Below are 26,733 nucleotides of genomic sequence, written 5' to 3' on the forward strand. Positions count from 1 at the left end.
ATTTAAAACAGAGTAACAGCCATCCATTGGCTATTACTCTTTGTCTATAAAATTACTCTAAATACCTGATATCGCAGCAATAGCAACAGCTGCTTGATAAATAATTTGAGTAGATACCTTCCAAAGTTGAATATTTTCCATGTAAGAAGAATCCAGTGGCACTACAACAGTATCACCAGGTTGTAATTCATATCCACTTGAAGCAAACCAACTGTCTGTACCCGGTATTTCAACAGAGCCGTTAGCTTTTATTACATATATCCTTTCGTCGTCAGCCTGTATTTTCATACCACCACTAAGATTTACATATTCAATGGCATCTAATCCTGGTTGATAAATATGAGACGTTGCCACTTGTACTTGACCAATAACATTGACTGAGTTTTGCTTGGTTGGCACATAAAGGACATCACCATCTTCTAATAACACATCAAACGTATCGTCTTTTAAAATACGTGGAATGTCGACAACCAAACGGCCAACTGGCTTCACTTGGGTAATATCTGCAAGCAATTTTCTCGCTTGATCATAATTGATCGAAGGCCCTGATTGATTTGCTAAATTTTTAGACGCAATTTCCATACGCAAGCTTTCAGATACTTTAACGAGATTCTGTACTTCCATCTCTTTAAGTTTTTCTCGCGTAAATAGTGATGCTTGTACATAAGCAAAATCTGTAAAGCCACCTACTCGTTCTATAAGCTGTCCAAGTGACTCACCGCGACGAATTGTATACTTTCCTGGGAATTTGAATTCACCCTTCAATTCAACAATGTGGTTTTCTTGCCATGAAGGTATTTGATGGATGTTAATTCTATCTTTACTTTTCAAGGTAATATTTTCGTCTAGATTTCCTGCTAATGCTTCACCTAATACGATGTTCATTGACTTTTTAGAAGCATTGGTAAGGGAAATATCATCTCGCGTTATTTCAGCATTACCGAGGTAAGCAGATTCTTTTAAACCACCAGCAGCAAGAATAGCGTCAGTAACTTTGGCATTTTTAGACAGCGGATATAAACCAGGAAATTTAACCGCACCTTCTACTTCTATTAATTGGATCGGTGTACCTGCAGAAGCTTGGCGTTTAAGCTGCTCTATAATTGGTGCCAATAACCTTTTTCGAGAAAAGTAACCTAATGTATTAATATTTAATGTGTCTGAATCTTTACGCGTTATTTCATCCATTGAATTAAATGTTTGTTCTAACGCTTGTTTTTCAGTTTCATCCTCAACACCTGTTTGTATTGAAGACGCATCGGCATCATAAGTTTCCCAAAATGTTTTTTCATCATAAGCATCTTCTGCTTCTTGCTTTTCTATTTCTATTAACTCAGCTTTTGTGAACGCGAGACTTTCAAGCGATCTAACATCCACATTTTCACTTTCAACATTAGAAAAAACAATGACTTTATCTCTAGACTCTAATACCAAATTATCTTGCGAGTCAGGATCAGTTAACGCATCGTGAATACTAAATTGGTGTACCTCGATGTTACGGCCAATGCCTTTCTCTCGTACAACGATACTATAGTTAACTTCCGCATCTTCCTCTAAATATGCATGAATAGCAGGAATTACATCGGAAACTCGCATTTCTGGTTTCCATTGATATTTACCAGGGCGTGTTACAGCACCAATCAAGGTAATTGAGTCGTCGTATACTTCTGATGTTTTAACAATTTTAATATGATCGCCATTTTGGGTTTTTTTCATTAAATCTGATGGCTTTGTAAAATCTAAGTTTTGAACAGTTCTTAAGTTACGTTCATTAAATCGCTCAACAATAGAAGACTTTAAATAAGCCGTTGGTAATAAACCACCTGCAATATCTATAATATCTTGAAAAGACTCTTGGCCGCTTAACTCGTAAATACCTGGCCTATTAATTTCACCTTCTACAGTAACGCGTTCACCAACAGGAGGAATGAAAATTACATCACCCGACTTTAAAAGCAAATCGTTACTTGAATCACCTTTAATCAATAAGTCGTAAAGATCTAAGCGCGCTATAACTTTACCGCTTCGTTTCAACTCGATATTTCTCAGTGTACCAATGTCACTAATACCGCCTGCGGAAAACAACGCATGGGTGATACTCGATAATGAACTTAATACATACTGACCAGGCTTGAATGCATCACCAAGCACAAAAACGCGTATAGAGCGCAGATCTGTCAGTGTGGTTATTACCTCAGCTCCAACAAGCTGCTCGTTAATAACGTTGCTTAAATACTTCTTCAATTCTGCAAATGACAAGCCTGAGACAACATAAGCCCCTAACTCAGGTATAACTATCTTGCCTTCTCTAGAAACTGGCGACTCATAGGAATAATTTTCTTTACCAAAAACTTGTATAAAAATTGTATCGCCTACGCCAACAATATAATCATCTGGAATAGCAATATCCATCGATGGTGCAAAGGTATTAGGCGCTACGGCAAATACATCATAACCAAAAGGTTTAGGTTCACCAGTATCTTCTTCTTCCTCTTCAATCATAGAAAATGAATATTCAGATGGCAGTGGCAAACCTGATTCATTAAATTCAGTTCCTCGAGGGAAATACTGGGGTAATACTTTTTCTTTTGCCGACTTTTTATCTTTACCGGTCGAATTCAACATTTTTTGTAGATCAGTAAAGTCAATCCCCATACTTTGCGCTAGAGATCTTTGTTGCGCTGGTGAAAGTTGTCTAAATTGCTCAAGCATCATCGGATCGATACTTGAAGGGATTTGAGCCGCATTAACAGCTAAATGAATTACACCAATAAAGAGTAATAGCGTGAACTTAATGTTTTTGATCATTGTGAAATTAACTTTTTAATTATATAAACCAGTTGTTTACTCGATTGTATCGAGCTCGTCCATGAAGGCTTCAAAGTCTTCATCGTCCTCACTTTCTTCAATGGGAGGATTACCATCATAAACCTTAAATTTCATATTTTGAAAATATGCATTTTTTACAAACTCGTATGTATCTGCAGAGTTTTCAAGCATTTGTTCTTGATCTTTTAATTGAGAACGTTGCTCAAGCGCGATGATACCAATTCTGACGAGATTTGGCCAAAAATCTATTACCGCCATCGGCCAATAATAACGGTCCACAAAATCACCTACTTCATCTCTAACTGAAGACGGCCCCATACCAGGTAACATTAAATATGGACCATCGCCAACACCATAGCTACCAAGCACTTCACCAAATTCTTCATGTTTCCTTCCCCAACCAAAATCACTAGCGGGGTCAAAAAAACCTAATAAACCAATCGTAGAGTTGAGTAAAAAGCGACCAGTACTTTTAGCTGCGTCACTAAATTTACCTTGTAATAAATTGTTAATAACCGCTGACGGCTCATTAAGATTTAACGCCATATTATATACACCAGCACGAAAATCTTCATTCACATTGGTAACATATGCTTCTGATGCAGGCTTTAAAACATACTTATCTGCGTACTCCCAGTTAAACGTCCAAATTGGGCGGTTTATCGTTTCAAGTGGATCTTTAGGATCACCCGATGCCCCTTCTTGTGAAGGTGTGGAAGAACAACCTACCAACCAAATAGTGGTTAGCGCGATACATAAACTTTTTAGATGAATTAGCGTTCGTGACAAGGTACTCTTTCCTTAAGAAAATCTAAGCTAAAAAAATTCCGAGCAAAGTTTACCACGTGAAATGCAAGCGATATAGCTCTTAACGTATGAAATGTAGTAGAAAAGTTTATAAAAATTGTAAGAAAGAAGCTATTAGTTCGACGATTTACTATTGCGCTTATGCATAGCAATAAGCATTTCAGCTTCAATTTTAGGTAGCTGACATTCAGTCATCAATTCATCAACATCTGCGCCAAGCTGCACCATTTTTTGAGCCCGAGAATATAACTTATCTTCTGGCTGTTGATGTTGAAAATTGGAGAATTCATCTTGGAGCGACTTAATAGATTCTTTTAGCGTATTAGTGCGATGTGTAAGTTGGCCACTCACCTGCTCTTGTTCAACTTGCCAATCTTTAGTTTGCTGCTGATACTTGTCTACACTGTCAGTCGTTTTAAAAATTTCTTGTTGTAGGTCATTGATTAACACTTCTAAGCCAGATAACTGAGTTGTCATGTAGTTTAGCTTTTTTGCTTGCCTGGAAATCTTAATAAAACAGACGAGAACGAGTAACAGCAAAAGTGCAATGACTGCGTATTCAATGTAGCTATTTAATTCATTCATAGTGTTTGTGGGAGTTGCCACTTAAAAAGCAGTGGCAAGCTCTTAGAATTGTTTCAGTTCATCCCACTCATCATCTGTTAATAACTTATTTAAATCAACTAAAATAAGTAGTTCGCCATCGCGATTAGATACACCTTGAATAAACTTAGCACTTTCTTCATTACCAACATTCGGTGCTACATCAATTTCTGAGGCTTTTAAATAAACAACTTCAGCTACGCTGTCCACTAAAATACCAATGACCTGCTTCTCAGCTTCAATAATAACAATCCGCGTATTATCTGTGACTTCTGATGACTCTAAGCCAAATCGAGACCGCGTATCGATTACGGTTACAACATTGCCACGAAGATTAATAATACCTAAAACATAAGTAGGTGCGCCTGGTACTGGAGCAATTTCGCTATAACGCAGTACTTCTTGTACTTGCATCACATTGATACCGTATGTTTCGCAATCTAACTTAAAAGTTACCCACTGTAGTACTTCGTCATTAGTATCTACATTTTCGTTTGCACTGCGTCTTTCATCAGACATACTGCTCGCCTCTTTCGCGTTAATTCTCTAAAAATCTATTATAAAGATAGATTTACCTTGTTAATACATCAAATTAAATATTACATCATTAAGCACTTTGATGAATATTAGCACCTTCGTCTAACATTAAAACTAAAGCCTCTACATCAATAAGTGCACACATACGATCTTTTATTAGCCCCGCTAACCAAGGGCGTTTAGTAGAATCTTTTAACCATTTAACATCATCTTGCTCTAACGTTACCGTGTCAATTAAGTTTTCGGCCATTAGTCCCCATGCACTGTTATTTAACATTATAACATACTGATAGTTCAATGAATTAATTAAGGCATCAGTACATTTTTCTGGCATTATCCATTGAGCAGTATCAACAACATTAATTTTTTCTTCTCTGTGTAACATTACGCCTTTAAACCATGACGGCTTTCCCATCAAGCTATTGGTTTTATCTACGTTATGAATGCCACCTAGTTCAATTAACGGTACAGCAACAATTAACCCCGCAACATCAAAAAACATCGCCTGAAAAGACCCTTTACGGTAATCTTTCTCTTTCTTAATGACGAATTCAGCTTGGCTTTTTTTCGTTTTTAAGGTGGTTTCTTCTTGCTGTACTGTTGGTTTAACAGTGTCAGTCTCTATTTTTTCTTTAATAGGTGTTTTGGCGACAATTGTTGGTTGTTTATTCAGAGATTTTGCCGACGTAATAACGTCTAATTGCTTTTCATCAACATTATGGGTAACACTTGCTTGCTGAAGTAATTTATCGAGTTGTTGCTTTTGTTCTTCAACCGGCTCAATTTCTTCTTCAGTTAACAGTTCTGAAAGGTAATTTTGCATTAACCCTTTGCTAGCAGCCAACGAGCCTTTATCTTTAGAAGCCATCTAATGGTGACCTCGATTTTTTTCCAGTGATAGTAAATAGTCTAGCAAACTTTTATACGCAACTACGCCTCTTGTAGAAGATTGAAAGTCAGAGGGTACTTGTTGTGCCTCACTCGCATTCCTAAAATTGGTATCAATAGGAATGACACCATGCCAAACCGTGTCACCATAAACTTCTTGCAGTTTTCGATATGCTAACAGCGATGCCTTTGTGCGTTTATCAAACATTGTAGGAACTATCGTGTAGGTAAATGGTTGTTGTTGCTCACCTTGCATAATTTCGAGCGTTTTCATCATTCTATCTAGCCCTTTAAGTGCTAGAAACTCTGTTTGAACAGGTACAATAATGCGATCCGATGCCGCAAGCGCATTGACCATAAGCACACCTAATACAGGAGGACAGTCCATTAAAACAATATCGTATTCACCTTCTAATTGTGTAATCGCTTTTTTCAGTACAAGCCCCATTCCGCCTTTAGCACCTAATGCTCGGTCTAAAGTAGCAAGCCCCATTGTGGCAGGTAAAATATCAATATTTTTATATTTCGTAGGGCAAAGGCTCTGCATAATTTGTTCTTTCGTTGACACTTGAACAAACAAGTCATATACACTGAGTTCGAGCTCTTCTGACTCTATACCAAAATAGTAGCTTAAAGAGGCATGCGGATCTGTATCAACAAGCAATACGCGTTTGCCGCGTTCTGCTAGCAGCCCGCCTAACGCAATCGTTGATGTTGTCTTGCCAACACCACCTTTCTGATTTGCAACTGTCCAAACTAACAAGCTATCACCTACTTAGCACCTGAGTACTTATCCGTATTGAATCTCTTTTAAAATGGCTTTAGGAAACTCAAGAAGCGGTAAATCTAACGTAGATATGCCTGCTGAAGCCACTGCCTGAGGCATACCATATACAACACAAGTTTCTTCATCTTGTGCCCAAATAGTTGCTCCTTGAGCTTTCAGCATTCTTGAACCTTCACGACCATCTGACCCCATACCTGTCAAAATAATGCCGAGTACGGAACCTGAAAACACTTTCGCTGCTGAACCAAAACTTACATCTACGCTAGGTTTAAATGCAATTCTATCTGTCTCATCAACGACAACCTTTAATTTGGCAAACGAGTCTTTACCTTCAATTAACATTTGCGTACCACCAGGCGCTAAATAGGCGACACCTGGCTTGAGTACATCACCATTTTCAGCTTCACGAACTTCTATTTTACATAAACTATTTAAGCGCGTAGCAAAAGCTTTGGTAAATGCGCCTGGCATATGCTGAACCATCACTATCGGTAATGGAAAATCCGCAGGTAGTTGCGTGAGAATTTTTTGTAATGCTACCGGACCACCTGTCGATGTGCCAATCGCAAGTAATTTATATGCTTTACCTGACGCTCTAACACTAGCAGTAGCTTTTGGCTGTGTTGGTCTGGCGTTTATGCTTGTCGTACTGGGTGTGACTAGCGGTGTTCTAGCGCTTGGTCTAGCTCCAATACGACGAGCTCCGCCTCTTTTACGAGCAATTTCTAATACGCGCTCTCTGAGTACGCTACCAGCATCACTTTTAGTATTAGCAATTTCGTTAAATTTCTTTGGAAGGAAGTCAAGCGCACCTGCATCGAGTGCATCCAATGTTGCCTTGGCGCCTTGATGCGTTAATGAAGAAAACATCAAAATAGGAATTGGAGAATGCTTCATTATTTGCTTAACAGCTTCAATGCCGTTTAGCAACGGCATCTCGATGTCCATCGTAATAACATCTGGCTTCAAAGTCTTTGCTTTTTCTACCGCTTCGATGCCATTAACAGCAACATCTATAACCGTTAAGTTCTTATCGTTATTAATTATGTCAGTGACTCGTCGTCTAAAAAAACTTGAATCATCAACAACCAGAACTTTATAGGTCATTTAATATCTCTTTTGCGTGTTGTTATCGTTAATTATGAACGCAATTTCTTATTTACGGCAGATTTTTTTGCATAATATTTAAGCATACTAGGCACATCAATTATCAAGGCAATGCCACCATCACTTGTAATAGTTGCACCTGCCATACCAGGCGTACCATGTAATAAGCGGTCAAGGGGTTTAATAACTACTTCCTCTTGACCAATTAAGCTATCTACGACAAACCCCACTTGCTGTGCGCCAATTTGCACAATAACAACATGACCTTTATCGCGTGGTTTTTCCTGAAAATCTCTAACTAACCACTGATCAAGATAGAATAATGGTATCGCTTTCTCTCTTACTATAATGGTAAGTTGACCATCAACAACATTTGTATTTGTTAGGTCAAGATGGAAAATTTCATTTACCCCTGCAAGCGGTAAAGCAAACGTTTGTTCACCAACAACAACCATTAAAGTAGGTAATATCGCAAGCGTTAGTGGCACTTTTATCTCAAGTACCGTACCAATACCAAGTTCAGAATCAATGTTAACCGTGCCGTTTAACTGAGTGATTTTTGTTTTTACAACATCCATCCCTACGCCTCGCCCTGAGACCTCAGAAATTTCAGTTTTTGTTGAGAAACCTGGTGCAAATATTAGATTGAATGCATCTTGATCAGACATTCTTGCCGCAGCATCTGCATCGAGCACACCACGTTCAATAGCAATTTCTTTTAATTTTTCGGCATTCATCCCTGCACCATCATCTCTAATGGTTAACAGAATATGATCACCTTCTTGTGAAGCCGATAAAATAACGGTGCCTTCTCTCGGCTTACCGTTTTCTTCACGCACGCTTGGTATTTCAATACCGTGATCAACAGAGTTTCGTACTAAATGCACCAGTGGATCGGCAAGTGCTTCAACTAAGTTCTTATCTAAATCGGTTTCTTCACCCTCTAGAATTAACTTAATCTCTTTATTCAAGCTACGAGCAAGGTCACGTACAACGCGCGGAAATCGGCCAAAAACCTTTTTAATTGGTTGCATGCGGGTTTTCATCACCGCACCTTGCAAATCGGTTGTTACGGCATCCAAATTAGACACAGCTTTGGTCAGCTCTTCGTCTTCTTTTGTCATGCCTAGGCTCGTCAAACGATTACGCACTAACACCAACTCACCGACCATATTCATAATTTGATCAAGTCGTTGCGTATCAACCCGCACCGTAGTTTCACCTTGTGGCGCATTTTGCTTGTCTGCTGGCTTTTTAGCTGGCGCATTTGCTGCAGGTTTAGCCGCAGCAGCAGGGGTAGGTTTTTCTACAGGTTTAGGCGTTGGTGCCGGTGCTGCTGTTTTTGCGGCTTCAACAGGTTTTTGATTGCCCGTTTGCGGCGCATTACCCTTACCATGAATTTCATCTAATAAGCTTTCAAACTCGTCATCATTTATTTCGTCGCTATTCGTAGACGCTTTACTCGCGCCTACATTAGATGCAAACGCACCTTGACCATGTAATTCGTCTAATAAGCTTTCAAACTCATCATCTGTTATATCATCACCAGAACCTGCCGCGCTTGATTTTGGCGCTTCAGGTTCAGTTGCTGCTGTGGGTGAACCACCACCATGAAGCTCATCTAATAATCGCTCAAATTCGTCTTCGGTCATTTCGTCTGACGACGATGCAGCATCTGAGGGCTCTGGTTCAGTCGGCGCTGCTGCTACGGGTTCTTCCACTGCAGGCGCAGCTTCCTCAGCGCCTTCTGGTACACTTAATCGGTGCAATTCTGCTAACAACGCTGGGTCTGCTGGTACTAATGGTTCACGCGCTTGTACTAAAGCAAACATATCGTTTACCGTGTCTAAGCCTTGCAGAATAACATCCATTAGTTCAGGCGTTACGCTTCGTTGGCCGTTTCGCAGAATATCGAAAATATTTTCCGCACCATGACAAACGTCAACGAGTTCAGTTAATGCTAAGAAACCTGCGCCGCCTTTTACCGTATGAAATCCACGGAAAATAGCATTCAATAAATCAGCATTATCTGGATCATTCTCTAACTCTACGAGTTGCTCAGATAAGCTTTCAAGTATTTCACCAGCTTCGATCAGAAAGTCTTGAAGAATTTCTTCATCTGCTTCGTATGACATCCAGCAACTCCTATTAGAATCCTAAACTCGATAAAAGATCATCAACATCGTCTTGATCGGCAACTACGTCATCGCGTTTATCTTTATTGACGATTGGGCCTTCAACTAGGTTTTCACCCACAGACGGTTTACTAGTATTTTCCATGCCTTCACTTGTGACACCAAAGGCTGTCAGCATATTAATTAAACTATCTTCAACTTCACGAACAAGATCAATAACTTTACGTATCACCTGCCCAGTTAAATCTTGGAAATCTTGCGCCATTAACACGTCTGTCATAAGACCATGCATTCGTGTTGTTTCACGATCCGTTGTTTTTAGCAGTGCATCAATATCATGGCATAACGATTTAAACTCACCCACATCTAAATTGTTGTGCATAAGCTTGGTCCACAGCGGTTTTACTGTGCTAATTTGATGTTGAATTGTGTCGACCACCGGAAAAATTGACTCAACCGCGTCCATGGTTTTATTTGCGGCATCTTCCGTTCGACTGATAACATAATTAAGTCGCTCTTTGGCATCAGGTATATCCGCGGTAGCTAAATCATTCAATCGTGAATCTAATTGAAAATTCATCAATGAATCATGAAGTTGACGTGTTAACTTACCAATTTCGGCGAACAATTCAGAATTGATTGGATTTTGAATTTCTGCAATCAATTCATCTGCTTTTTCTTGTTGATCAGTTTCTAAATACTCAACCAACAGCTTTGCCTGTTCCAATGAAACATGGACACTGTTATTTATACTCATGCAACGTCCTTACGCAACAATTCGTTATTAACCTAAACGCTCGAAAATCTTATCAAGTTTAGTTTTTAACGTAGCCGCAGTAAAAGGCTTGACGATATAACCATTAACGCCTGCTTGTGCAGCCATTACGATTTGTTCTTTTTTCGCTTCCGCTGTAACCATCAATACCGGTATATGCGATAAGCTAGCGTCTGCTCGTATTGCTTTGAGTAAATCGATACCTTGCATCCCTGGCATATTCCAATCTGTCACAACAAAATCAAAATCACCTTCTTTAAGCATCGGTAATGCAGTACTGCCGTCATCTGCTTCTTGAATATTAGTGAAACCTAAATCACGTAATAAGTTTTTTACGATACGTCTCATTGTTGAAAAATCATCAACAACAAGTACTTTCATATTTTTATCCAAGGCACCCTCCAGGGACTTATTTCAAAATGCTTATAAATATATTGTACTTAACTTTGCCAAGATTGCATACGCGCTTTTAACCGATGTAATGCTTGACTATGAATTTGGCTGACTCGAGATTCGCTAACATCAAGGACTTGACCAATTTCACGTAAATTCAATTCTTCATCATAATACAGAGACAGTACTAAAGCTTCTCGCTCTGGTAAAGTAGTTATACACTCTGATAATGATTTTTTAAACACTACATGTTCTATATCTTGATATGGATCAGCATTGTTTTTATCTTCAAAGCTTGAGACCGCGTCTTCACTCACGCCCAAATCATCGATGCCAATGATTTTGCCACAATTTACTTCGTTAAGAATATGATGGTACTCATTCAGCGAAATATCAAGTTTTTCAGCAACTTCAACATCAGAAACATCTCTACCTAGTTCTGATTCGAGTGTTTTTATGGCATCACTCACCATTCTGCTGTTTTTATGTACTGATCTTGGAGTCCAATCACCTCGACGTATTTCGTCAAGCATTGCACCACGAATACGAATACCAGCAAAGGTTTCAAAGCTTGCGCCTTTGGTATTATCAAAGTTATTTGCAGCTTCCAACAAACCAATCATGCCTGATTGAATCAGATCATCCACGATAACGCTGGCTGGAAGTCGAGCAAGGAGATGATATGCAATACGCTTTACTAAACTGCTATGTTGTTCAAGCAACGCAGTTTTATCTATTTGCGAACCGTATGCACTGGCTTTAACCAAAATTGCTTACCTTTCGTGTTAGCTTTCAATTAGCTGTTCTATAAAAAACTCTAAATGACCAGAAGCATGATTCGGTACTGGCCATTTAATAATTTTATTGGCTAGCGCTGTAAATGCTCTTGATGCAGGTGAATCCGGAAAAGCTTCAACAATAGCTTGCTGTTTTCTTACTGCTTTACGAATATTCTCATCAAAGGGAATAACCCCTACAAGCTCAAGCGCAACATCTAAAAATCGCTCCGAGACCTTTGATAACTTACCAAAGAGTTGTTGCCCTTCTTTTGGGCTGCGTACCATATTTGCAACAACTTTAAATTTAAATACTTCGTGATCTCTGCTAAGCAATTTCATGAGTGCGTAACAGTCAGTAATAGAGGTAGGTTCATCACAGACAACTAATAATACATCTTGGGCTGCACGTGCAAAGCTCAACACCATATCTGATATGCCCGCTGCTGTATCAACGATTAAAACGTCAAACTGCGTTTGCATATCGCTAAAGGCGCGAATTAAACCTGCATGTTCTGATGGCGTAAGATCAACCATTGATTGCGTACCCGATGTAGCCGGAATAATTTTTATCCCTGCGGGGCCTTCTATGATTATATCGTCAAGTTCACACTCGCCTGACATGACATGTGACAAGTTGCGTTTTACACGTAAACCCAACATTACATCAACATTTGCCAAGCCTAAATCGGCATCTAATACGAGAACTCTTTTTCCAAGTTGTGCTAGGGCAATAGACGTATTAAGTGACACATTTGTTTTACCAACACCACCTTTACCACCAGAAACTGCTATGACTTTTATTTGGTTTTGCTGTTGCATTTTTCGTAAGCCACTTGCCTGATCTATCATTCACATTACTCTAATTAAACATCAAAAATATTTTACATGCCAACTGCCATTGAGTTTGGCATTGGTCGCCACGAATTGTGGCCATTCAATTTCGTTGCAAGTCTATCTGCAAGCGTAACCAACTTTTCAGCATTTGCAACTTTAATATCTTCTGGAACTCTTTGTCCATCAGTAAGATAACCTATTGCGAGACCATTTTGTATAGAAGTTGCAATTATTTCACCAACGCTCAAGCTTTCATCAAGTTTTGTATAAATACAACCCGCTAGTGGTACTTTTTTAAAGCGGTCTACATTTTCTTGCATAACACGTTGTTGTGTATTTGCTGATAATACCAAGTAGTTGCGAATTCTAACACGAGAGCTTGCGAGTAAGTTAGTTAGATGTTCAGTTAAGCGCATGTCTCTTTGGCCCATACCCGCAGTATCAATAAGGACTAACTTCTTGTTTGAGAATTGTTGCAATAATGTATCTAGTTCAGCACCTTCTTTCGCAAGTTTAACTTGGCAGCCAATAATTCTGCCGTAGGTCGTCAACTGTTCAAAACCAGCAATACGATAACTATCTGTAGAAATCATTGCTACTTGATCTGCACCATGAATTTGCGCAAAACGTGCAGCCAACTTGGCTATTGTAGTGGTTTTGCCTACACCTGTTGGGCCGACAAGCGATACTACACCACCGCGATGAATGATTTCATTATTGGTAGTATGCAATTGACTTGCAAGTAATTGTTTTGCTTGCTGCCAAGCTTCTGCTTCATTTTCATAATGAGGTAAGTAACTTGCTACTTGATCAGCAACGTCTTCTGTAATGCCCATCGCCATTAAACGATTCACTAAAAAGGCTTTCGCTGGGTTTTTCTGTGCCATGTCTTGCCACATTAACCCAGAAATTTGATGTTCAAGTAATTGACGAATAGATGACATTTCTTGACGCATCGCTTCTATCTCATCAGACGCATGCGTCGGTTTAACACTCGCTTGTGTATTAACAGGTGCAACGTCATTATTAAAGTTCGCCGCTGGCGCTTCCTTGAGATCGCTTTGTGTAGACGTTTGGCTTGCCATCGCATTTTCACCAGATTCTACTGTTGGGGCTACTTGATGTGCACCTTGCTCTAACCGATCGGTAAAATTCTTTAATTGTTGCTCTATATCTAAGGCATGTTGCTGTTGATGTGCTGGAGAAGTTTGCACAGGTGTCGCTTTTCCGGCCGATGACTTTTGCTGACGTTGTAGCAATGCAGCAAGGCTATCAGCAGGTGGTTGAGATGACTCAGCAACATCTTGTGGGGCAACAGTAGCTGAACGTTGTTCACTCATTTGTTGTTGGCCAATTGACACGACATCGTTAGAAATTTCACGTGTAGATTGAGGTACAGCTTCAGGTGCAGTAGGTACTTGTTGACTGTAATCCACTGCCGCCATTAATTCGACACCCTCAGGAATTTTTTTATTTGACATGATGACCGCGTCAGCACCTAACTCATGCTTTATTTGCTCTAAAGCAGTTCTCATATCTTTTGCAACAAAACGTCTAATCTTCACGTTGACCCCTTACCGACACATCACGGCGTTACTTGTCTAAATTGTTAATGCTTCGACGATGTTCAATCCAAATAAACGTGCTTACTGACCAATAGAACTGACAATCTTAATCTGTTTATCGTCAGGTACTTCTTGATAAGAAATAACACGTAAGCCTGGAATCGTGTATTTAACAAACTTAGCGAGTACAGTGCGTAACATTCCCGAAGTTAGCAATATTGGCGTATCCCCTTCCATTTCTTGCTGTTGTGCACCTTCGGTAAGCGACGTTTGTAATCTTTCAGCTAAGCCAGGTTCTATACCTGCACCATCGTCTCCTGCCATTTGCATTGACTGGTGCAACATTTGTTCCAACTCTGGTGACAAAGTTATGACGGGTATCTCTTGAACCGAACCAACAAGGTCTTGAATAATAAATTTCCGTAATGTAATACGCACTGCTGCTGTTAAAATATCTGTATCTTGACTTTTCGGTCCATACTCAACAAGTGTTTGAACTATGCTACGCATATCTCTAACAGCAACACCTTCATTCATTAAGTTTTGTAATACTTTGACCACCGTGCCTAACGTCAATACTTCAGGAATAAGCCCTTCCACAAGTTTCGGATAGTTTTTAGCAAGCATATCAAGTAAATTTTGAACCTCTTCATGCCCAAGCAATTGTGCTGCATTATTCGTCAGTACTTGGCTTAAGTGGGTTGCCAGTACCGTTGCTGAATCCACTACGGTATAACCTAACGCTTGTGCTTGTTCACGTTGTGCTTGAGTAATCCACACTGCATCAAGACCAAACGCGGGATCTTTTGTCGCGATACCATCAAGTTTTCCATACACTTGACCAGGGTTGATGGCAAGATCGTGATCATGTCGAATTTCTGCTGCGCCTACTGTTACACCCATTAGTGATATTTGATAAGAATTAGGATCTAAGTCTAAGTTATCGCGAATGTGTACAGCCGGCACCAAGAAGCCAAATTCTTGAGAAAGTTTTTTCCTAACCCCTTTAATACGATTTAATAGTTCACCGCCTTGTCCTTTATCAACAAGTGGAATTAATCGATAACCAATTTCTAAGCCAACAATATCAACTGGGTTAACATCATCCCAGTCTAGTTCTTTAACTTCTTGTTGTTTTTGAGCCGTTTCTACTTCAGCAACTTCTTTCGCTTTTGCTTCATCGTCTGCTTTGGTTTTCTTAAATTTAGTAGTGAGATACGCACCGCCAGCAATTAATACTGCAAAGGTTAAAAAAGCAAAGTGTGGCATACCAGGTACGACACCCATCACAAACATTACAGAAGCAGCGATATAAAGAGATTTTTCTTGGCCCAGCTGATTGCTTACTTGAGAGCCCATGTCTTGGCTAGTATTTTGACGCGTTACAACAATTGCCGTAGCTACAGAAAGTAATAACCCTGGAATTTGCGCCACTAAACCGTCACCAATAGTCAACAATGTATACACTTCAACCGCATTATCAAAAGTCAAATCATGTTGCACCATACCAATGACTAACCCGCCAATAATATTAATAAATAATATAAGAATACCGGCGATGGCATCACCCTTTACAAACTTACTTGCACCATCCATCGAACCATAAAAATCAGCTTCACTAGTTACTTCGATACGGCGTTCACGCGCTTCTTCAGCGTTAATAAAGCCAGCATTAAGATCGGCATCAATTGCCATTTGCTTACCTGGCATTGCATCTAACGTGAAACGCGCTGTTACTTCTGATATACGACCAGCACCTTTAGTAACAACAATAAAATTAATAATAATCAAGATTAGAAAGACCACTAAGCCGACCGCATAATTGCCACCAATAACAACAGAGCCGAATGCCTCAATCACTTTACCCGCAGCATCTGGTCCCTCATGACCTTCTAAAAGTACAACCCTTGTACTTGCTACGTTTAGTGCTAACCGAAGAATAGTTGCAATAAGTAATACGGAAGGAAATGAACCAAATTCTAATGGTTTTAGAGTGTAAACAGTGATAAGAAGCACCACGAGCGCAAGCGCGATATTGAAAGAAAAGAGAACATCTAACAACATTGCAGGCATGGGTAAAATAACCATACCAAGAATCGCTACAACCAGAAGGGGTGTTCCCGCTCCGGCAAAAACGCTAAACTTCTTTTGTTTTAATTGATTGAAATGTGCTGCTAATTGCATTTAATCATCACGATAGTTTTTTGACGCATACCGCAATTTTGCAAATTTCAGACCAAGTAAAACGTCCGTTGAAAAATTATTTTTTAATGCTAGGGGTCTGGTGAACTTTAGCGATGAAATTTTGTTTGATAAACGCGAAAGGTCAACAGATGCTACTAAGGACTAGTATTTAAAATCGTCTGGTATCGGCAGGTTTTTCGCCAATGGTACTGGACGCTTTGCTTTACCTTTTCTAAATTCTTCCAGTTGATAAACAAATGCGAGTACCTGTGCGACTGCAGCAAACAGTTCTTCTGGAATTTCTTCATCTACTTCTGCGGTATAATAAAGTGAACGAGCGAGTGCAGGAGAGGCCAGTATTTCAACACCATGTTCTTTGGCTATTGTTCGAATATGTATCGCCATTTCATCAATGCCTTTGGCAATGACTCTAGGGGCGCCCCCTAAATCAGTGTCATATTTTATCGCAATTGAATAATGTGTTGGGTTAGTGATCACAACATCAGAGTTTGGCACTTCCGCCATTTGTCGACGTTGTGACATTTCATATTGTGTGCGACGAATTCGTCCTTTATTCTCCGGACTACCTTCAGAGTTTTTTAACTCGTCTTTAATTTCTTGCTTAGTCATTTTTAGTTGTCGTATATGATCCCATTTTTGATAAGGCGCATCGACAGCAACAATCACAACTAAAGATAAGCTCAACGCCAAAAACATCCAAAGTAATAAATCTACGGCATGAGCGAAGTTAAGTGGGATCGCTTCAATACTTAACGCCAATATTTGATCAAACAATCCAACTAATAATAAATAAGCGCTGAGTACAACGACAAAAAATTTCAGCAATGACTTGATTAATTCAACCCATGCTTTGACACCAAACATACGCTTAAACCCCGCAATAGGAGAAAGCTTACTTGCTTTTGGTGCCATGGCCTCCCAGGAGAAATTCATGCCTCCGAGTAAGATATTGCCAATAAATGCCGCTACCATGATAATAAAAAACATCCAGCCAACGGGTACAGATAATGAATAAACGGCATCGCCAATAAGGCCAAATAGTTTATTGAGGTCCATCACTTCTTCTCGTGAGAGCGTGAATAATCTTTTCATTATCGATGAAAGACTGGTAACCAGTGCGCTACCTGTCATCATCAGTGCAACTGCACTACCAACAAGGACAAACATGGTGCCTAAGTCTTTAGAGCGGGCAATCTGGCCTTTCTTTCGAGCGTCTGAAAGCTTTTTCCCCGTCGGTTCTTCGGTTTTTTCACCAGAATCAGATTCAGCCAAACTATGCTCCCCTACAATCGATAAGATGACAGGTAAGATCTAAGGCTCTTTGCCATTGCAATTCAAAGTGTAATAAAAAGTTGCCCATAGTAAGCCACATAATGAGCAAACCCGAACACATGGTAATAGGAAAACCGATAGCAAATATATTTAGCTGAGGAGCAGCTCGGGTCATAATACCAAAAGAGAAATTAATTAATAACATTGCCGTTAAGGGGGCCATTGCAAGTGACAGTGCAGTGGCAAACATCCATGCGCCCCATTCCACTAAATCACGAAATTTTGTTGACGAAAACTCTTCTAAAGGAATAGGCAACGTAGTAAAGCTCGTCGTGACAAATTGTAAATAAGCCAAATGCCCATCCATTGCCCAAAATAATAGTGTTGAAAGTATTAAAAAGAACTGACCAACAGCAGGTACGTTCATACCACTGGCAGGGTCAACCAAAGAAGCGAAGCCAAGACCGGTTTGCATCGCAATAATTTGGCCGGCTATGGTAAAAGTATTTACCACTAAGTTAGTAACCATACCCATCATAGCGCCAATCAATGTTTGTTCAGCGACAAGTAATACCATTTCAAACGAAAACATTGAATCAATGCGTGCAGGTGGTATCGCAGGCATTATTGCAAACGTAATAGCTAAAGATAAGAACAGCTTAATTCGCATAGGTACCGCTTTGGCACCTAGCGCAATCATCGACATTACTAATGCGGAAACACGCGAAAATGGCAACATAAAATCTGCCATGTATTGGTTTATTACCGCATCAGTAAATTCCATAATAAGTGACGATTAAGCGATTACTGAGGGGATTGAACTAACAAGCCTAATGGTATAATCCATCAGCTTTTGTACTAGCCAATGACCACCAACAATTAACGCCAATAATGTAACAATTAAACGAGGAAGAAAACTCAACGTTTGTTCGTTTATTGATGTTGCTGCTTGAAATACCGCGACAATCAAACCAACAATTAAACTCGGCACAATAACCGCACTTACAAGTACGATGACGAGAAATAAAGCGTCTCTTAAAATATCAACAAAGACTTCTGGGCTCATTATGGGGCTCCCATACCATAGCTACTCGCTATTGTTCCGATCACAAGGTTCCAACCGTCTACTAATACGAACAGCATTAATTTAAAAGGTAGAGATACAATCATAGGCGATAACATCATCATACCCATCGCCATAAGTATACTGGCAACGACTAAATCAATAATCAAAAAAGGAATAAACAGCATAAAACCAATTTGGAATGCGGTTTTTAATTCACTGATAATAAATGCTGGGATGATAACAGTCATAGGTAAGTCTGTTGGCTGATCAACTTGGGTTATCCCTGCCATTTGCGCAAGCGTATCCAAATCTTTTAAGCGTGTTTGTTCAAGCATAAAAGCTCGAATAGGCACTTTAGCACTGTCTAAGGCTTCTACCGAGGTTTTTTGTTCAGCAAGGTAAGGTTGAATTGCGGTTGCATTAATTTGATTATAAACCGGTGTCATAATAAATAATGTCATAAACAAAGTTAAACCAATAATCACTTGATTAGAAGGTGTTTGTTGCAAACCGAACGCTTGGCGAAGAATTGCCATGATAACGACTATTCTCGTGAAAGATGTCATCATAATAACAGCCGCAGGTATAAAACTCAGCGCGGTCATAAAAATGAGTATTTGTAAGGTTACCGAATACTCTTGACTACCATCAGGATTGGTAGATAGCGTTAATGCAGGTAAAGATAAATCTTGCTCTGCAAATACTTGGCCGCTTAACATCACCCCAAAACACAAAATTAACAGCCAAATTGGGCGAAATATTGTGTGTTTACGGGACGTTAATTTGCTCATGTTATTCTCTATTATTTTTAATTTTTTGTTGGATAAATTGTTGAAGCGGGTTATTCACTTGCTCTGAAAGCGAGCTTGACTCCGGTAAAGGTGTTTCTAACGTTTTTATTAAATTAACCTGTTGATGACTCACGCCAAGCAATAATTGTTCATCGCCTACTTGTACTACTATCAGTTTTTCTTTAGTACCTAGCGGCAAACTAGCAACTACCTTCATTCCAGATGACACTTTATTGATCATATTGAATTTTTTCAATACAAAAGCGCTAACGACAATTAGCGCTAATACAAGCAATAGCGCCAAAATCATGCTTGCTGCATCCATGTTGACATTGGCATGTTTGCCAACTTCTACAGCTTGCTCCTGTGCATGCGACTGAAACGAAAAAAAAGTAATCGCTAATATTGGCAATAACGTTTGCTTAATCAAAGACATAATAGTGTTATTTAAGCTTTTTGATGCGTTCAACTTGACTGATCACATCTGTTAAGCGAATACCAAACTTGTCATTGACAACAACAACTTCACCATGTGCTATTAAAGTACCATTCACCAATACATCTAATGCCTCACCCGCAACGCGATCTAGCTCAACAACAGAGCCTTGATTCAACTGCAATAGGTTTCGAATACTGATTTGGCTGCGCCCCACTTCCATGGAAATAGTCACAGGTATATCTAAAATAGTATCGAGTTTACGCTTTTCTTCACCAGTGATAGGGGCATCTTCACTTAACTCGTCAAGCTCAACAGCTTCTGCGTTGTTTTCACCTTCATCAGCTTCGGCTTCGGCTTGTTCATCCATCGCCTCATCCCACATACTTAGGTCTTCATTTTCATCACTCATAATCAGCCTCGGTTTTAATACTCTAAATCATCTTCAAGTAAGTGAAGTTCAGCGTCACTATCTAGTCGTTTGCCACCTTTTGTTAAGATGGTCAATTCATTTTTCACTGACTCTGGTCGTTTAATTTTCTCTTGAATTTGTAATGCTATGTTATCTCGGCTTTTGCCTAGTTTTGCTCTAAACGTTGGTAACTCTTCAATAAGCACTGTAATATGCTCTGGCATCTCGATGGGTATAATATCACCCGCTTCTAATTCCATAATTTTTGATAATGGTATATCTACTTCAAGGAACTTAGTGGAAAGTTCTACGGGTACATCCATGATTTCATCTCGAAGTGCCTTAGACCAACGCATATCGGTATCTTCTTTATCACTTTGTACACCGGCATCTAACAATTCACGAATAGGTTCAAGCATTGAATAAGGTAATGCAACATGAAAATCTCCGCCGCCACCGTCTAGCTCGATATGGAACGAACTGATAACCACAACTTCTGTTGGGCTCACTATATTAGCCATAGACGGGTTTACTTCAGAATCTAAATATTCAAATGAAACATCCATGACTGGAGACCACGCTTCTTTGTAATCTTCAAAAATTAACTTAAGCAACATTTGAATAATACGACGTTCTGTTGGGGTAAATTCACGTCCTTCAATTTTCGCATGATATCGGCCGTCACCACCAAAGAAGTTATCTACCAGGATAAACACTAAGCGTGCTTCCATGGTGATCAACCCTGTACCTTTCAATGGTCTAAAACGCACCATATTCAAGCTAGTTGGTACGAACAAGGTATGTACGTACTCACCAAACTTAATCATTTGAATACCATTAATGGATACTTCTGCCGTGCGACGCATCATATTGAATAAACTGATACGCATATGGCGAGCAAAGCGCTCATTTACCATTTCGAGCGTAGGCATGCGCCCACGGACAATACGATCTTGTGACGAGAAGTCATAGTCGCTCGTACCTTCTCGCGCGGGTACATCCTCGTCGACCTCGTCTTCTTCGACATCATCTACGCCATGGAGTAGCGCATCAATTTCGTCTTGTGAAAGTAAATCACTCACGATGGTATCTCTTTAAGTTATTGCGTTATTGCATGACAAAGCCAGTAAATAATACTTGCTCTACCACTTTTTGATCTTCAACATCCATCATTATTTTTTGTACTTCAGACAGCGCTTGCTGTTTTAATGATGTTTTACCTGCACTAGTCGCCAGGTCATCTGCATTAGATTGCGTAAATACTGCCAACAAGGTGCTTTCAATCAGTGGAATATGCTTTTTAGCCGCTTCTTCGTTATCAGAACCTCTGACTAAAAGCTGTACCTTAATTTCGACAAATCGATCTCTATTTGCCCCAGGAATATTAAAACGAAAAGGTCTTGGCATAGGCACATACAAAGCTGTACCTAAATTCGCTCCCCCTGCTGGCTTCGCAGCACCTGTATCGCCCATTGCGTCACTAGGCTCACCTGAGTCTAACGCTGCATCTAGTTGTTCTTGAGTTGGGCCACTATCACTCCCCATAAAGAAGTAGGCTGCACCTCCACCCACGGCGAGCACAACGACAGCAGCGATGATGATAATTAACTTTTTCTTTTTTCCAGAATTATCAAGTTCTAGCTCTTTTCCTTCTTCAGCCATAATTAGCCCTTATCAATCATACTTGTATATCAGCAACTATATCTTCGATTCAAGAATGCGCAACTGCTTTTATGCATTTAAGCATAGTAATCTACACCAGTTGATGAAGCTTTATACAAATTTGCCTCTGGTGGTATACTTTCGTCATGCATCAACCCATTATCTTCGTTTGAGCCACTTTGGCTCGAACCACCATTAAGTTCAGTGTCTCCATCGCTTTGTGGCTCACGTTGTTCGATATTTGCATCACCAACATCAACGCCCGATTGCTCAAGCATATCTTTTAATTTCCCCATATGTTGCTCGAGGGCATCCTTAGCTTGAGGGTTCTGAACAACAAAGTTTACTGCCGCCTGTTCATTCTGCATGTTGATTTTAACTTGCATACTGCCAAGTTCTGGTGGGTCTAGCCTTATTTCTAGCTGTCTTAGTTTTTGATTAATCATGACCATCACTTTTTCTTTAACAGCGACACTAAAATCTTTACGGTTGATGGCAATTGTTTCTTGTGCAATAACCTGTGCGGTACGGGTAGACTGCACAGATATACTATCAGCATTAGCTTTTGCTAACATTGCATGAGCTGCCTGCTCTTCTTCTTTAGATAAAGCTGTCGTTGATTGTGTAGGTTCAGCAAAGTTAACATGACGCTCTACTTTCGTATCTGCAACGGCTTTTTTGTCATTTTCTACTGCAAGTGATGACTTTTGCTCAGACTGAGATTTATCAAACGCCGACGCATTGTCATTGAATTGCTGCTGTTCGCTATTATCAGCTTGTTTTTCAGTCGCGCCACCCGTGTTGTTAACAACAGTTGAAGTAGCTTGGTTTATAACGCGCGTATTGCCATCTTTACTGTCAGCTTTTTGCGGTGAGTCAGAGGCGACTGGGTTGACGATAACTTTCGCATCTTTCACTATGTGTTGTTCTTCGCTCTTTGCTTCATCAAGTTCAACAGATGTTGATGTATTGACTTGTACGTTTTCGCTCTTGCCTTTAACACTTAAATCTACTTCAGTATCCGCATTTATCGTTTTCGCTTCTTTTACAACGGATAATTGCTCATTTACCTGTTGAGCGGTTTCACCTTTTAATACTGCTTTCTGGGATTCTTTATCTATCGTATTTGCTACTTTCTGGGCTTGGGTTTCAGCGGATAATTGTGCATCACTCACACCTGTTGTCGATTTATCTGATTGTTGGTTTTCGCCTGCAAGCGCTTTTAAAAGCTTGTCGGTATTTTTCTTATCTGCGTCCTCAGATTGAATTGCTTTTATCTGCCCATCAACATTAACTTCATTTTGTTTTTGTTCATTTGATGTGTTTTTATTATTTCGACCTGACAATATCGCTTGAATTTCAGCGGCAAGTTTTTGTTCTTTATGCGCTAATTCAACCGTTTCTGACGGCTTTTTACCTGATTGTTCAAGCTGTTGTTGCGCATTAATTTGCTTTGCAGCCTCTAATGCTTCTTGCATTGCTTTTTTATGAACATTACTGTGTTCTGTTGAAACAACTTCAGAAGCATTGATAAAATCAAGTAGCTTTATTGCCACTTCAGCACGTGTATTATGCACCTCTGCATCAACAAATTTCGATGCTTTTTTAGTTTCACCTGGTTGAGAATGCTCAGACTGTTGCGCTTGATTTTTAGTTATTGCTTCATCTTCTGCTGAGCTTGATTCCTTTACAGGCTCATTACTGTCTTTGCTCTGCGCCGCTTGAGTTGAAGCGTCAGCATCTTCTTTTGTTTTTTGTTCTACAGTTTTATCTATATCTGCTTTTTGATCACTTTGCTTGGTCGATACATCATTATTTTTGCGACTTTCCACAGTGTCACGGTCATGATCTTGCCGCTTTTTGCCGTTATTCTTCGCTTGATTTTCGTTCATGTAACCAGCAAAACTTGAGGTTTGTCTATCTACACCTGAATCTTTATTTGAACCAATATGAGATAATAATCCTTTATTTTCAGAACCTTGGTTAACTTCTACGGGTAATACGTTCATTTGTGTCATCGTAAAAACCTTCACTAATCAGTTAGATGTTGTTGCCTTGCCCAAAACGGTTCAGGCACAGCCTAAGAGAGATAAAGCAAATTCTATTCCAATTAATAATAAAAAAGTGAAAATAGGGTGTTTTGATACTTAACCAACATACAAAACAACTTATCTATGATGATTACGTCTAAGGAATTGCTGGGCAGCTATTTCGTCAAACATTGCTTGTTCAGCTCTGTTTGCTTTTTTAGTTAGTAATAATTGTTGTTTTTCTTGTAATTTTTCTACAGCTTGCACTTTTTGTCGTTGTAACATCCATTGTTGTTTACGTTGTTCCATCAAGGCTTTCGCCTGTTTAATAGCAATTTCAACCTGCTCTGCAGCATTATCAAGTTTAGCAACGAACGCGTGAAAATGACGATACGTGACACTATCAACCCCTGACAACGCACGTTGATCGAGACGTTTCATATATTCCAACCTGAACTCCCCTACGCTTTGTAATCGCATTACGTTATCTTGGTAATCTTTTTCAGCCAGTTGCAATTGCTGAATAGCTTTCTGCTCTTTGTCTGACTCAAATTTATGTAGCGTTTTTAGTTGCTTCATTGACATCAATAACTACCTTCAATCACGTTATTCTTGATTCGCTGTATTCTGTTGCTGTGCATGCGCCTGTGCCGCACCAATAACTTCTTGTAATTGTTCTAAACTTTGATCATACGGAACGATTTCTGTCATTTTCTGTTGCAAGAAAAAATTAATAACCGGTAATAACTGAATTGCCTGATCGATTCTCGGATCCGTTCCCTTGCTATACGCGCCTATAGAAATTAAATCTTTGTTTTGTTGATATAATGAGTAGAACTGCTTTAACCCCCTAGCTAGCTCTTGATGTTCTTCACTCGTCACCATTGGCATAACACGTGAAATTGATCCTTCAATGTCAACGGCGGGGAAATGTCCGCTATCGGCAAGTTCACGAGATAATACAATATGGCCATCAAGTATCGCCCGCGCGGCATCTGCAATTGGATCTTGTAGATCATCACCTTCAGTTAACACAGTAAAAAATGCTGTGATAGCACCTTGACCATCACCACCATTACCAGCACGTTCAACAAGTTGAGGTAACTTTGAAAAAACTGATGGTGGATAACCTTTCGTTGCGGGCGGTTCTCCAACAGCAAGCGCTATTTCACGTTGCGCTTGTGCATAACGGGTGATTGAATCAATGAGTAACAGTACGTTCAACCCTTGATCTCGAAAATATTCAGCTATCTGTACAGCTGTTTCACAGCCTTTTAAACGCATCAGTGGCGAATTATCAGCTGGGGCCGCAACAACCACTGAACGTTGACGCCCTTCTTCACCTAAAATTTCTTCTATAAACTCTTTAACTTCACGACCACGTTCGCCGACTAACCCGACTACGATAACATCCGCTGTCGTTCCTCGTGTCATCATGCCAAGCAATACACTTTTACCTACGCCTGAACCCGCGAATAATCCCATTCGCTGTCCCTGACCTACTGTAATAAAGCTATTAATTGAACGGACACCAACATCTAAAGGTTCAGTGATTGCTCTGCGAGCGAGAGGGTTGATAGGCTTAGATGTATAATTTGCGTCTTTATCTGCTTTAATAGGGCCCCTACCATCTAATGGTTTTCCAACACCATCAATAACGCGACCAAGCAAATCCATCGATAAAGGTAAACGTGCTTTGGTTGCTAAAGGAACCACTCGAGCACCCGGTAAGACGCCTTGTAAACTTTGCTCAGGCATTAAGTAGGTAATCTCATTAGCAAAGCCAACGACTTCCGCAATTAAGTCGCCTTGTGCCGTTTCAACTAAGCATTGACTACCAACTTGCGCCTTAACACCGACAGCTTCAAGTGTTAAACCAACAACTCGCACTAATTTACCAGCAACAGAAATCGGCTGCCGTTGTGCAAATTGTAAGCTGTTAGTTAACCTCTGGGTAATGCCTTCTACATCAATCATCAAATATTTGACACTCTAGCCAAGAACAATTACTGGTGAAGAGCATCCTGCAAGAACGATTCCAACACATCAGTGAGTCTTGTTTTAACAGACAAATCAATATTTGATGTATTGTTTTCAATCTGGCAACTGCCTCTAGGTAATTGTGGTGACGGCAGTAATCGCCAGCCATGTTCTTCTATATATTTTTTGGTGAATTGATGCTCAACTAATGCGATATCTTCTGGGTTTAATAAGATTTGTGTTTGCGCGTCTTGGCTAGGAAGTGCTTTTATCCCCCTAGTTATTGCGTCATACAAAATTTCGGGGTTGGTTTTAGCCTCTTGATAAGTCACAGCTTCTGTCAACTGCACAACTAATTGTAATAACTGTTGTTCAACATTTTTTTCCACCGCCTTCAAAGGCTGATGAAGCTGCTCTGTTAATGCCTGCCATTGGTTAGCTAATTCATCGATTGTTGCTTGGCCTTCACTTAATCCTTTTTCAATACCTTCGATATGGCCCGCCTTTGTCCCTTCTTCATGACCCGCTTTTTGACCTTCTTCAAAGCCCGTAGTAAAGCCTTCTTCTTTTCCCTGATTGAAGCCTTCTTGATAAGCAGCTTGACGAATTTCTTCAATGTCTTCAGCCGTTAATGGCTGAACTTCTTCTTCAATCTCTTCAGGAGGTTCGTATCGCCATGTAGGCTTTTTACCTAATGCATTTGTCGGCAGTGTGCTTTCGTCAAAATCTTGCTCTACTGAAGGATAAGGCCAAACATCAGAGTCAGATGCCTGCTCCGATTTAATGATGTTCTCTTCACAATGTACGCCGGAAAAATTTTTCATGCTTTTACAACTTATT

26 protein-coding genes are annotated in these 26,733 nt (G+C 39.8%); all 26 read right to left on the reverse strand.

Annotation, left to right across the window (positions count from 1 at the left end):
- Window positions 1-57 precede the first annotated feature (57 nt).
- Entirely contained in the window at window positions 58-2,808 is a 2,751-nt protein-coding gene (locus tag QUE09_RS13270; RefSeq protein WP_286233253.1) for an SLBB domain-containing protein, read from the reverse strand.
- 36 nt (window positions 2,809-2,844) lie between these two features.
- Window positions 2,845-3,618: an MlaA family lipoprotein gene (locus tag QUE09_RS13275; protein WP_286233254.1), complete on the reverse strand. Its 774-nt coding sequence runs from the start codon at window positions 3,616-3,618 to the stop codon at window positions 2,845-2,847.
- 132 nt (window positions 3,619-3,750) lie between these two features.
- On the reverse strand, window positions 3,751-4,113 hold the full coding sequence (locus tag QUE09_RS13280) for a DUF2802 domain-containing protein (protein WP_286233255.1): 363 nt from the start codon (window positions 4,111-4,113) through the stop codon (window positions 3,751-3,753).
- A 150-nt stretch (window positions 4,114-4,263) separates the two neighbouring features.
- A complete protein-coding gene (locus tag QUE09_RS13285) occupies window positions 4,264-4,758 on the reverse strand; it encodes a chemotaxis protein CheW (protein WP_286233256.1) in 495 nt (164 codons plus the stop codon).
- Window positions 4,759-4,846: 88 nt separating this feature from the next.
- The gene (locus tag QUE09_RS13290) at window positions 4,847-5,644 is read right to left on the reverse strand and encodes a chemotaxis protein CheW (protein ID WP_286233257.1); all 798 of its coding nucleotides are present in this window, start codon (window positions 5,642-5,644) and stop codon (window positions 4,847-4,849) included.
- Window positions 5,645-6,427: a ParA family protein gene (locus QUE09_RS13295; RefSeq protein WP_286233259.1), complete on the reverse strand. Its 783-nt coding sequence runs from the start codon at window positions 6,425-6,427 to the stop codon at window positions 5,645-5,647.
- A gap of 27 nt (window positions 6,428-6,454) precedes the next feature.
- Entirely contained in the window at window positions 6,455-7,558 is a 1,104-nt protein-coding gene (locus tag QUE09_RS13300; protein ID WP_286233261.1) for a protein-glutamate methylesterase/protein-glutamine glutaminase, read from the reverse strand.
- A gap of 32 nt (window positions 7,559-7,590) precedes the next feature.
- Window positions 7,591-9,693: a chemotaxis protein CheA gene (locus QUE09_RS13305; protein WP_286233262.1), complete on the reverse strand. Its 2,103-nt coding sequence runs from the start codon at window positions 9,691-9,693 to the stop codon at window positions 7,591-7,593.
- 13 nt (window positions 9,694-9,706) lie between these two features.
- Window positions 9,707-10,450 carry a protein phosphatase CheZ gene (locus QUE09_RS13310; protein ID WP_286233263.1) on the reverse strand — a complete coding sequence of 248 codons (744 nt, stop codon included), beginning with the start codon at window positions 10,448-10,450 and terminating at the stop codon, window positions 9,707-9,709.
- A gap of 27 nt (window positions 10,451-10,477) precedes the next feature.
- Window positions 10,478-10,861 (reverse strand): chemotaxis response regulator CheY, encoded by a 384-nt coding sequence (gene cheY / locus QUE09_RS13315; protein ID WP_074500631.1) that lies wholly within the window; start codon window positions 10,859-10,861, stop codon window positions 10,478-10,480.
- A gap of 47 nt (window positions 10,862-10,908) precedes the next feature.
- Complete coding sequence (locus tag QUE09_RS13320; RefSeq protein ID WP_286235933.1) at window positions 10,909-11,631, reverse strand: RNA polymerase sigma factor FliA; 723 nt, start codon at window positions 11,629-11,631, stop codon at window positions 10,909-10,911.
- Window positions 11,632-11,646: 15 nt separating this feature from the next.
- Complete coding sequence (locus QUE09_RS13325; RefSeq protein ID WP_286233264.1) at window positions 11,647-12,489, reverse strand: MinD/ParA family protein; 843 nt, start codon at window positions 12,487-12,489, stop codon at window positions 11,647-11,649.
- 32 nt (window positions 12,490-12,521) lie between these two features.
- The gene (gene flhF / locus QUE09_RS13330) at window positions 12,522-14,039 is read right to left on the reverse strand and encodes a flagellar biosynthesis GTPase FlhF (protein WP_286233265.1); all 1,518 of its coding nucleotides are present in this window, start codon (window positions 14,037-14,039) and stop codon (window positions 12,522-12,524) included.
- A gap of 81 nt (window positions 14,040-14,120) precedes the next feature.
- Entirely contained in the window at window positions 14,121-16,223 is a 2,103-nt protein-coding gene (flhA, locus tag QUE09_RS13335; protein ID WP_286233266.1) for a flagellar biosynthesis protein FlhA, read from the reverse strand.
- A 162-nt stretch (window positions 16,224-16,385) separates the two neighbouring features.
- Window positions 16,386-17,516 carry a flagellar biosynthesis protein FlhB gene (flhB, locus tag QUE09_RS13340; protein ID WP_286233267.1) on the reverse strand — a complete coding sequence of 377 codons (1,131 nt, stop codon included), beginning with the start codon at window positions 17,514-17,516 and terminating at the stop codon, window positions 16,386-16,388.
- A 1-nt stretch (window position 17,517) separates the two neighbouring features.
- Window positions 17,518-18,300, reverse strand: a complete 783-nt coding sequence (fliR, locus tag QUE09_RS13345) for a flagellar biosynthetic protein FliR (protein WP_286233268.1) — start codon at window positions 18,298-18,300, stop codon at window positions 17,518-17,520.
- Between the two features lie 12 nt (window positions 18,301-18,312).
- Window positions 18,313-18,582 (reverse strand): flagellar biosynthesis protein FliQ, encoded by a 270-nt coding sequence (fliQ, locus tag QUE09_RS13350; RefSeq protein ID WP_286233269.1) that lies wholly within the window; start codon window positions 18,580-18,582, stop codon window positions 18,313-18,315.
- On the reverse strand, window positions 18,582-19,373 hold the full coding sequence (gene fliP, locus QUE09_RS13355) for a flagellar type III secretion system pore protein FliP (protein WP_286233270.1): 792 nt from the start codon (window positions 19,371-19,373) through the stop codon (window positions 18,582-18,584). The genes fliQ and fliP overlap by 1 nt, the downstream gene beginning before the upstream one ends.
- 1 nt (window position 19,374) lies before the next feature.
- A complete protein-coding gene (gene fliO, locus QUE09_RS13360; protein WP_286233271.1) occupies window positions 19,375-19,809 on the reverse strand; it encodes a flagellar biosynthetic protein FliO in 435 nt (144 codons plus the stop codon).
- 7 nt (window positions 19,810-19,816) lie between these two features.
- Window positions 19,817-20,221, reverse strand: coding sequence for a flagellar motor switch protein FliN (gene fliN, locus QUE09_RS13365; RefSeq protein ID WP_286233272.1), 405 nt, complete (start codon window positions 20,219-20,221; stop codon window positions 19,817-19,819).
- Window positions 20,222-20,235: 14 nt separating this feature from the next.
- A complete protein-coding gene (gene fliM, locus QUE09_RS13370; RefSeq protein ID WP_286233273.1) occupies window positions 20,236-21,303 on the reverse strand; it encodes a flagellar motor switch protein FliM in 1,068 nt (355 codons plus the stop codon).
- Between the two features lie 25 nt (window positions 21,304-21,328).
- Window positions 21,329-21,883 carry a flagellar basal body-associated protein FliL gene (gene fliL / locus QUE09_RS13375; RefSeq protein ID WP_286233274.1) on the reverse strand — a complete coding sequence of 185 codons (555 nt, stop codon included), beginning with the start codon at window positions 21,881-21,883 and terminating at the stop codon, window positions 21,329-21,331.
- A 77-nt stretch (window positions 21,884-21,960) separates the two neighbouring features.
- Window positions 21,961-23,901 (reverse strand): flagellar hook-length control protein FliK, encoded by a 1,941-nt coding sequence (locus QUE09_RS13380; protein WP_286233275.1) that lies wholly within the window; start codon window positions 23,899-23,901, stop codon window positions 21,961-21,963.
- A gap of 150 nt (window positions 23,902-24,051) precedes the next feature.
- Window positions 24,052-24,498: a flagellar export protein FliJ gene (gene fliJ, locus QUE09_RS13385; protein ID WP_286233276.1), complete on the reverse strand. Its 447-nt coding sequence runs from the start codon at window positions 24,496-24,498 to the stop codon at window positions 24,052-24,054.
- A gap of 21 nt (window positions 24,499-24,519) precedes the next feature.
- Entirely contained in the window at window positions 24,520-25,890 is a 1,371-nt protein-coding gene (fliI, locus tag QUE09_RS13390) for a flagellar protein export ATPase FliI (protein ID WP_286233277.1), read from the reverse strand.
- A gap of 29 nt (window positions 25,891-25,919) precedes the next feature.
- On the reverse strand, window positions 25,920-26,717 hold the full coding sequence (gene fliH / locus QUE09_RS13395; protein ID WP_286233278.1) for a flagellar assembly protein FliH: 798 nt from the start codon (window positions 26,715-26,717) through the stop codon (window positions 25,920-25,922).
- Window positions 26,718-26,733: the final 16 nt, after the last annotated feature.

The sequence above is a fragment of the Thalassotalea sediminis genome (assembly GCF_030295915.1).
Taxonomy (GTDB): Bacteria; Pseudomonadota; Gammaproteobacteria; order Enterobacterales; family Alteromonadaceae; genus Thalassotalea_C; species Thalassotalea_C sediminis.

Coding starts and splice junctions, on each gene's coding strand:
- QUE09_RS13325 (WP_286233264.1), bottom strand. CDS start 12,489: ATGATAGATCAGGCAAGTGGCTTACGAAAAATGCAACAGCAAAACCAA.
- QUE09_RS13270 (WP_286233253.1), bottom strand. CDS start 2,808: ATGATCAAAAACATTAAGTTCACGCTATTACTCTTTATTGGTGTAATT.
- fliR (WP_286233268.1), bottom strand. CDS start 18,300: ATGGAATTTACTGATGCGGTAATAAACCAATACATGGCAGATTTTATG.
- QUE09_RS13280 (WP_286233255.1), bottom strand. CDS start 4,113: ATGACAACTCAGTTATCTGGCTTAGAAGTGTTAATCAATGACCTACAA.
- fliN (WP_286233272.1), bottom strand. CDS start 20,221: ATGAGTGATGAAAATGAAGACCTAAGTATGTGGGATGAGGCGATGGAT.
- fliQ (WP_286233269.1), bottom strand. CDS start 18,582: ATGAGCCCAGAAGTCTTTGTTGATATTTTAAGAGACGCTTTATTTCTC.
- QUE09_RS13380 (WP_286233275.1), bottom strand. CDS start 23,901: ATGACACAAATGAACGTATTACCCGTAGAAGTTAACCAAGGTTCTGAA.
- QUE09_RS13305 (WP_286233262.1), bottom strand. CDS start 9,693: ATGTCATACGAAGCAGATGAAGAAATTCTTCAAGACTTTCTGATCGAA.
- fliL (WP_286233274.1), bottom strand. CDS start 21,883: ATGGCTGAAGAAGGAAAAGAGCTAGAACTTGATAATTCTGGAAAAAAG.
- flhA (WP_286233266.1), bottom strand. CDS start 16,223: ATGCAATTAGCAGCACATTTCAATCAATTAAAACAAAAGAAGTTTAGC.
- fliI (WP_286233277.1), bottom strand. CDS start 25,890: ATGATTGATGTAGAAGGCATTACCCAGAGGTTAACTAACAGCTTACAA.
- QUE09_RS13300 (WP_286233261.1), bottom strand. CDS start 7,558: ATGACCTATAAAGTTCTGGTTGTTGATGATTCAAGTTTTTTTAGACGA.
- fliP (WP_286233270.1), bottom strand. CDS start 19,373: ATGAGCAAATTAACGTCCCGTAAACACACAATATTTCGCCCAATTTGG.
- QUE09_RS13290 (WP_286233257.1), bottom strand. CDS start 5,644: ATGGCTTCTAAAGATAAAGGCTCGTTGGCTGCTAGCAAAGGGTTAATG.
- fliO (WP_286233271.1), bottom strand. CDS start 19,809: ATGTCTTTGATTAAGCAAACGTTATTGCCAATATTAGCGATTACTTTT.
- QUE09_RS13310 (WP_286233263.1), bottom strand. CDS start 10,450: ATGAGTATAAATAACAGTGTCCATGTTTCATTGGAACAGGCAAAGCTG.
- fliH (WP_286233278.1), bottom strand. CDS start 26,717: ATGAAAAATTTTTCCGGCGTACATTGTGAAGAGAACATCATTAAATCG.
- fliJ (WP_286233276.1), bottom strand. CDS start 24,498: ATGTCAATGAAGCAACTAAAAACGCTACATAAATTTGAGTCAGACAAA.
- QUE09_RS13285 (WP_286233256.1), bottom strand. CDS start 4,758: ATGTCTGATGAAAGACGCAGTGCAAACGAAAATGTAGATACTAATGAC.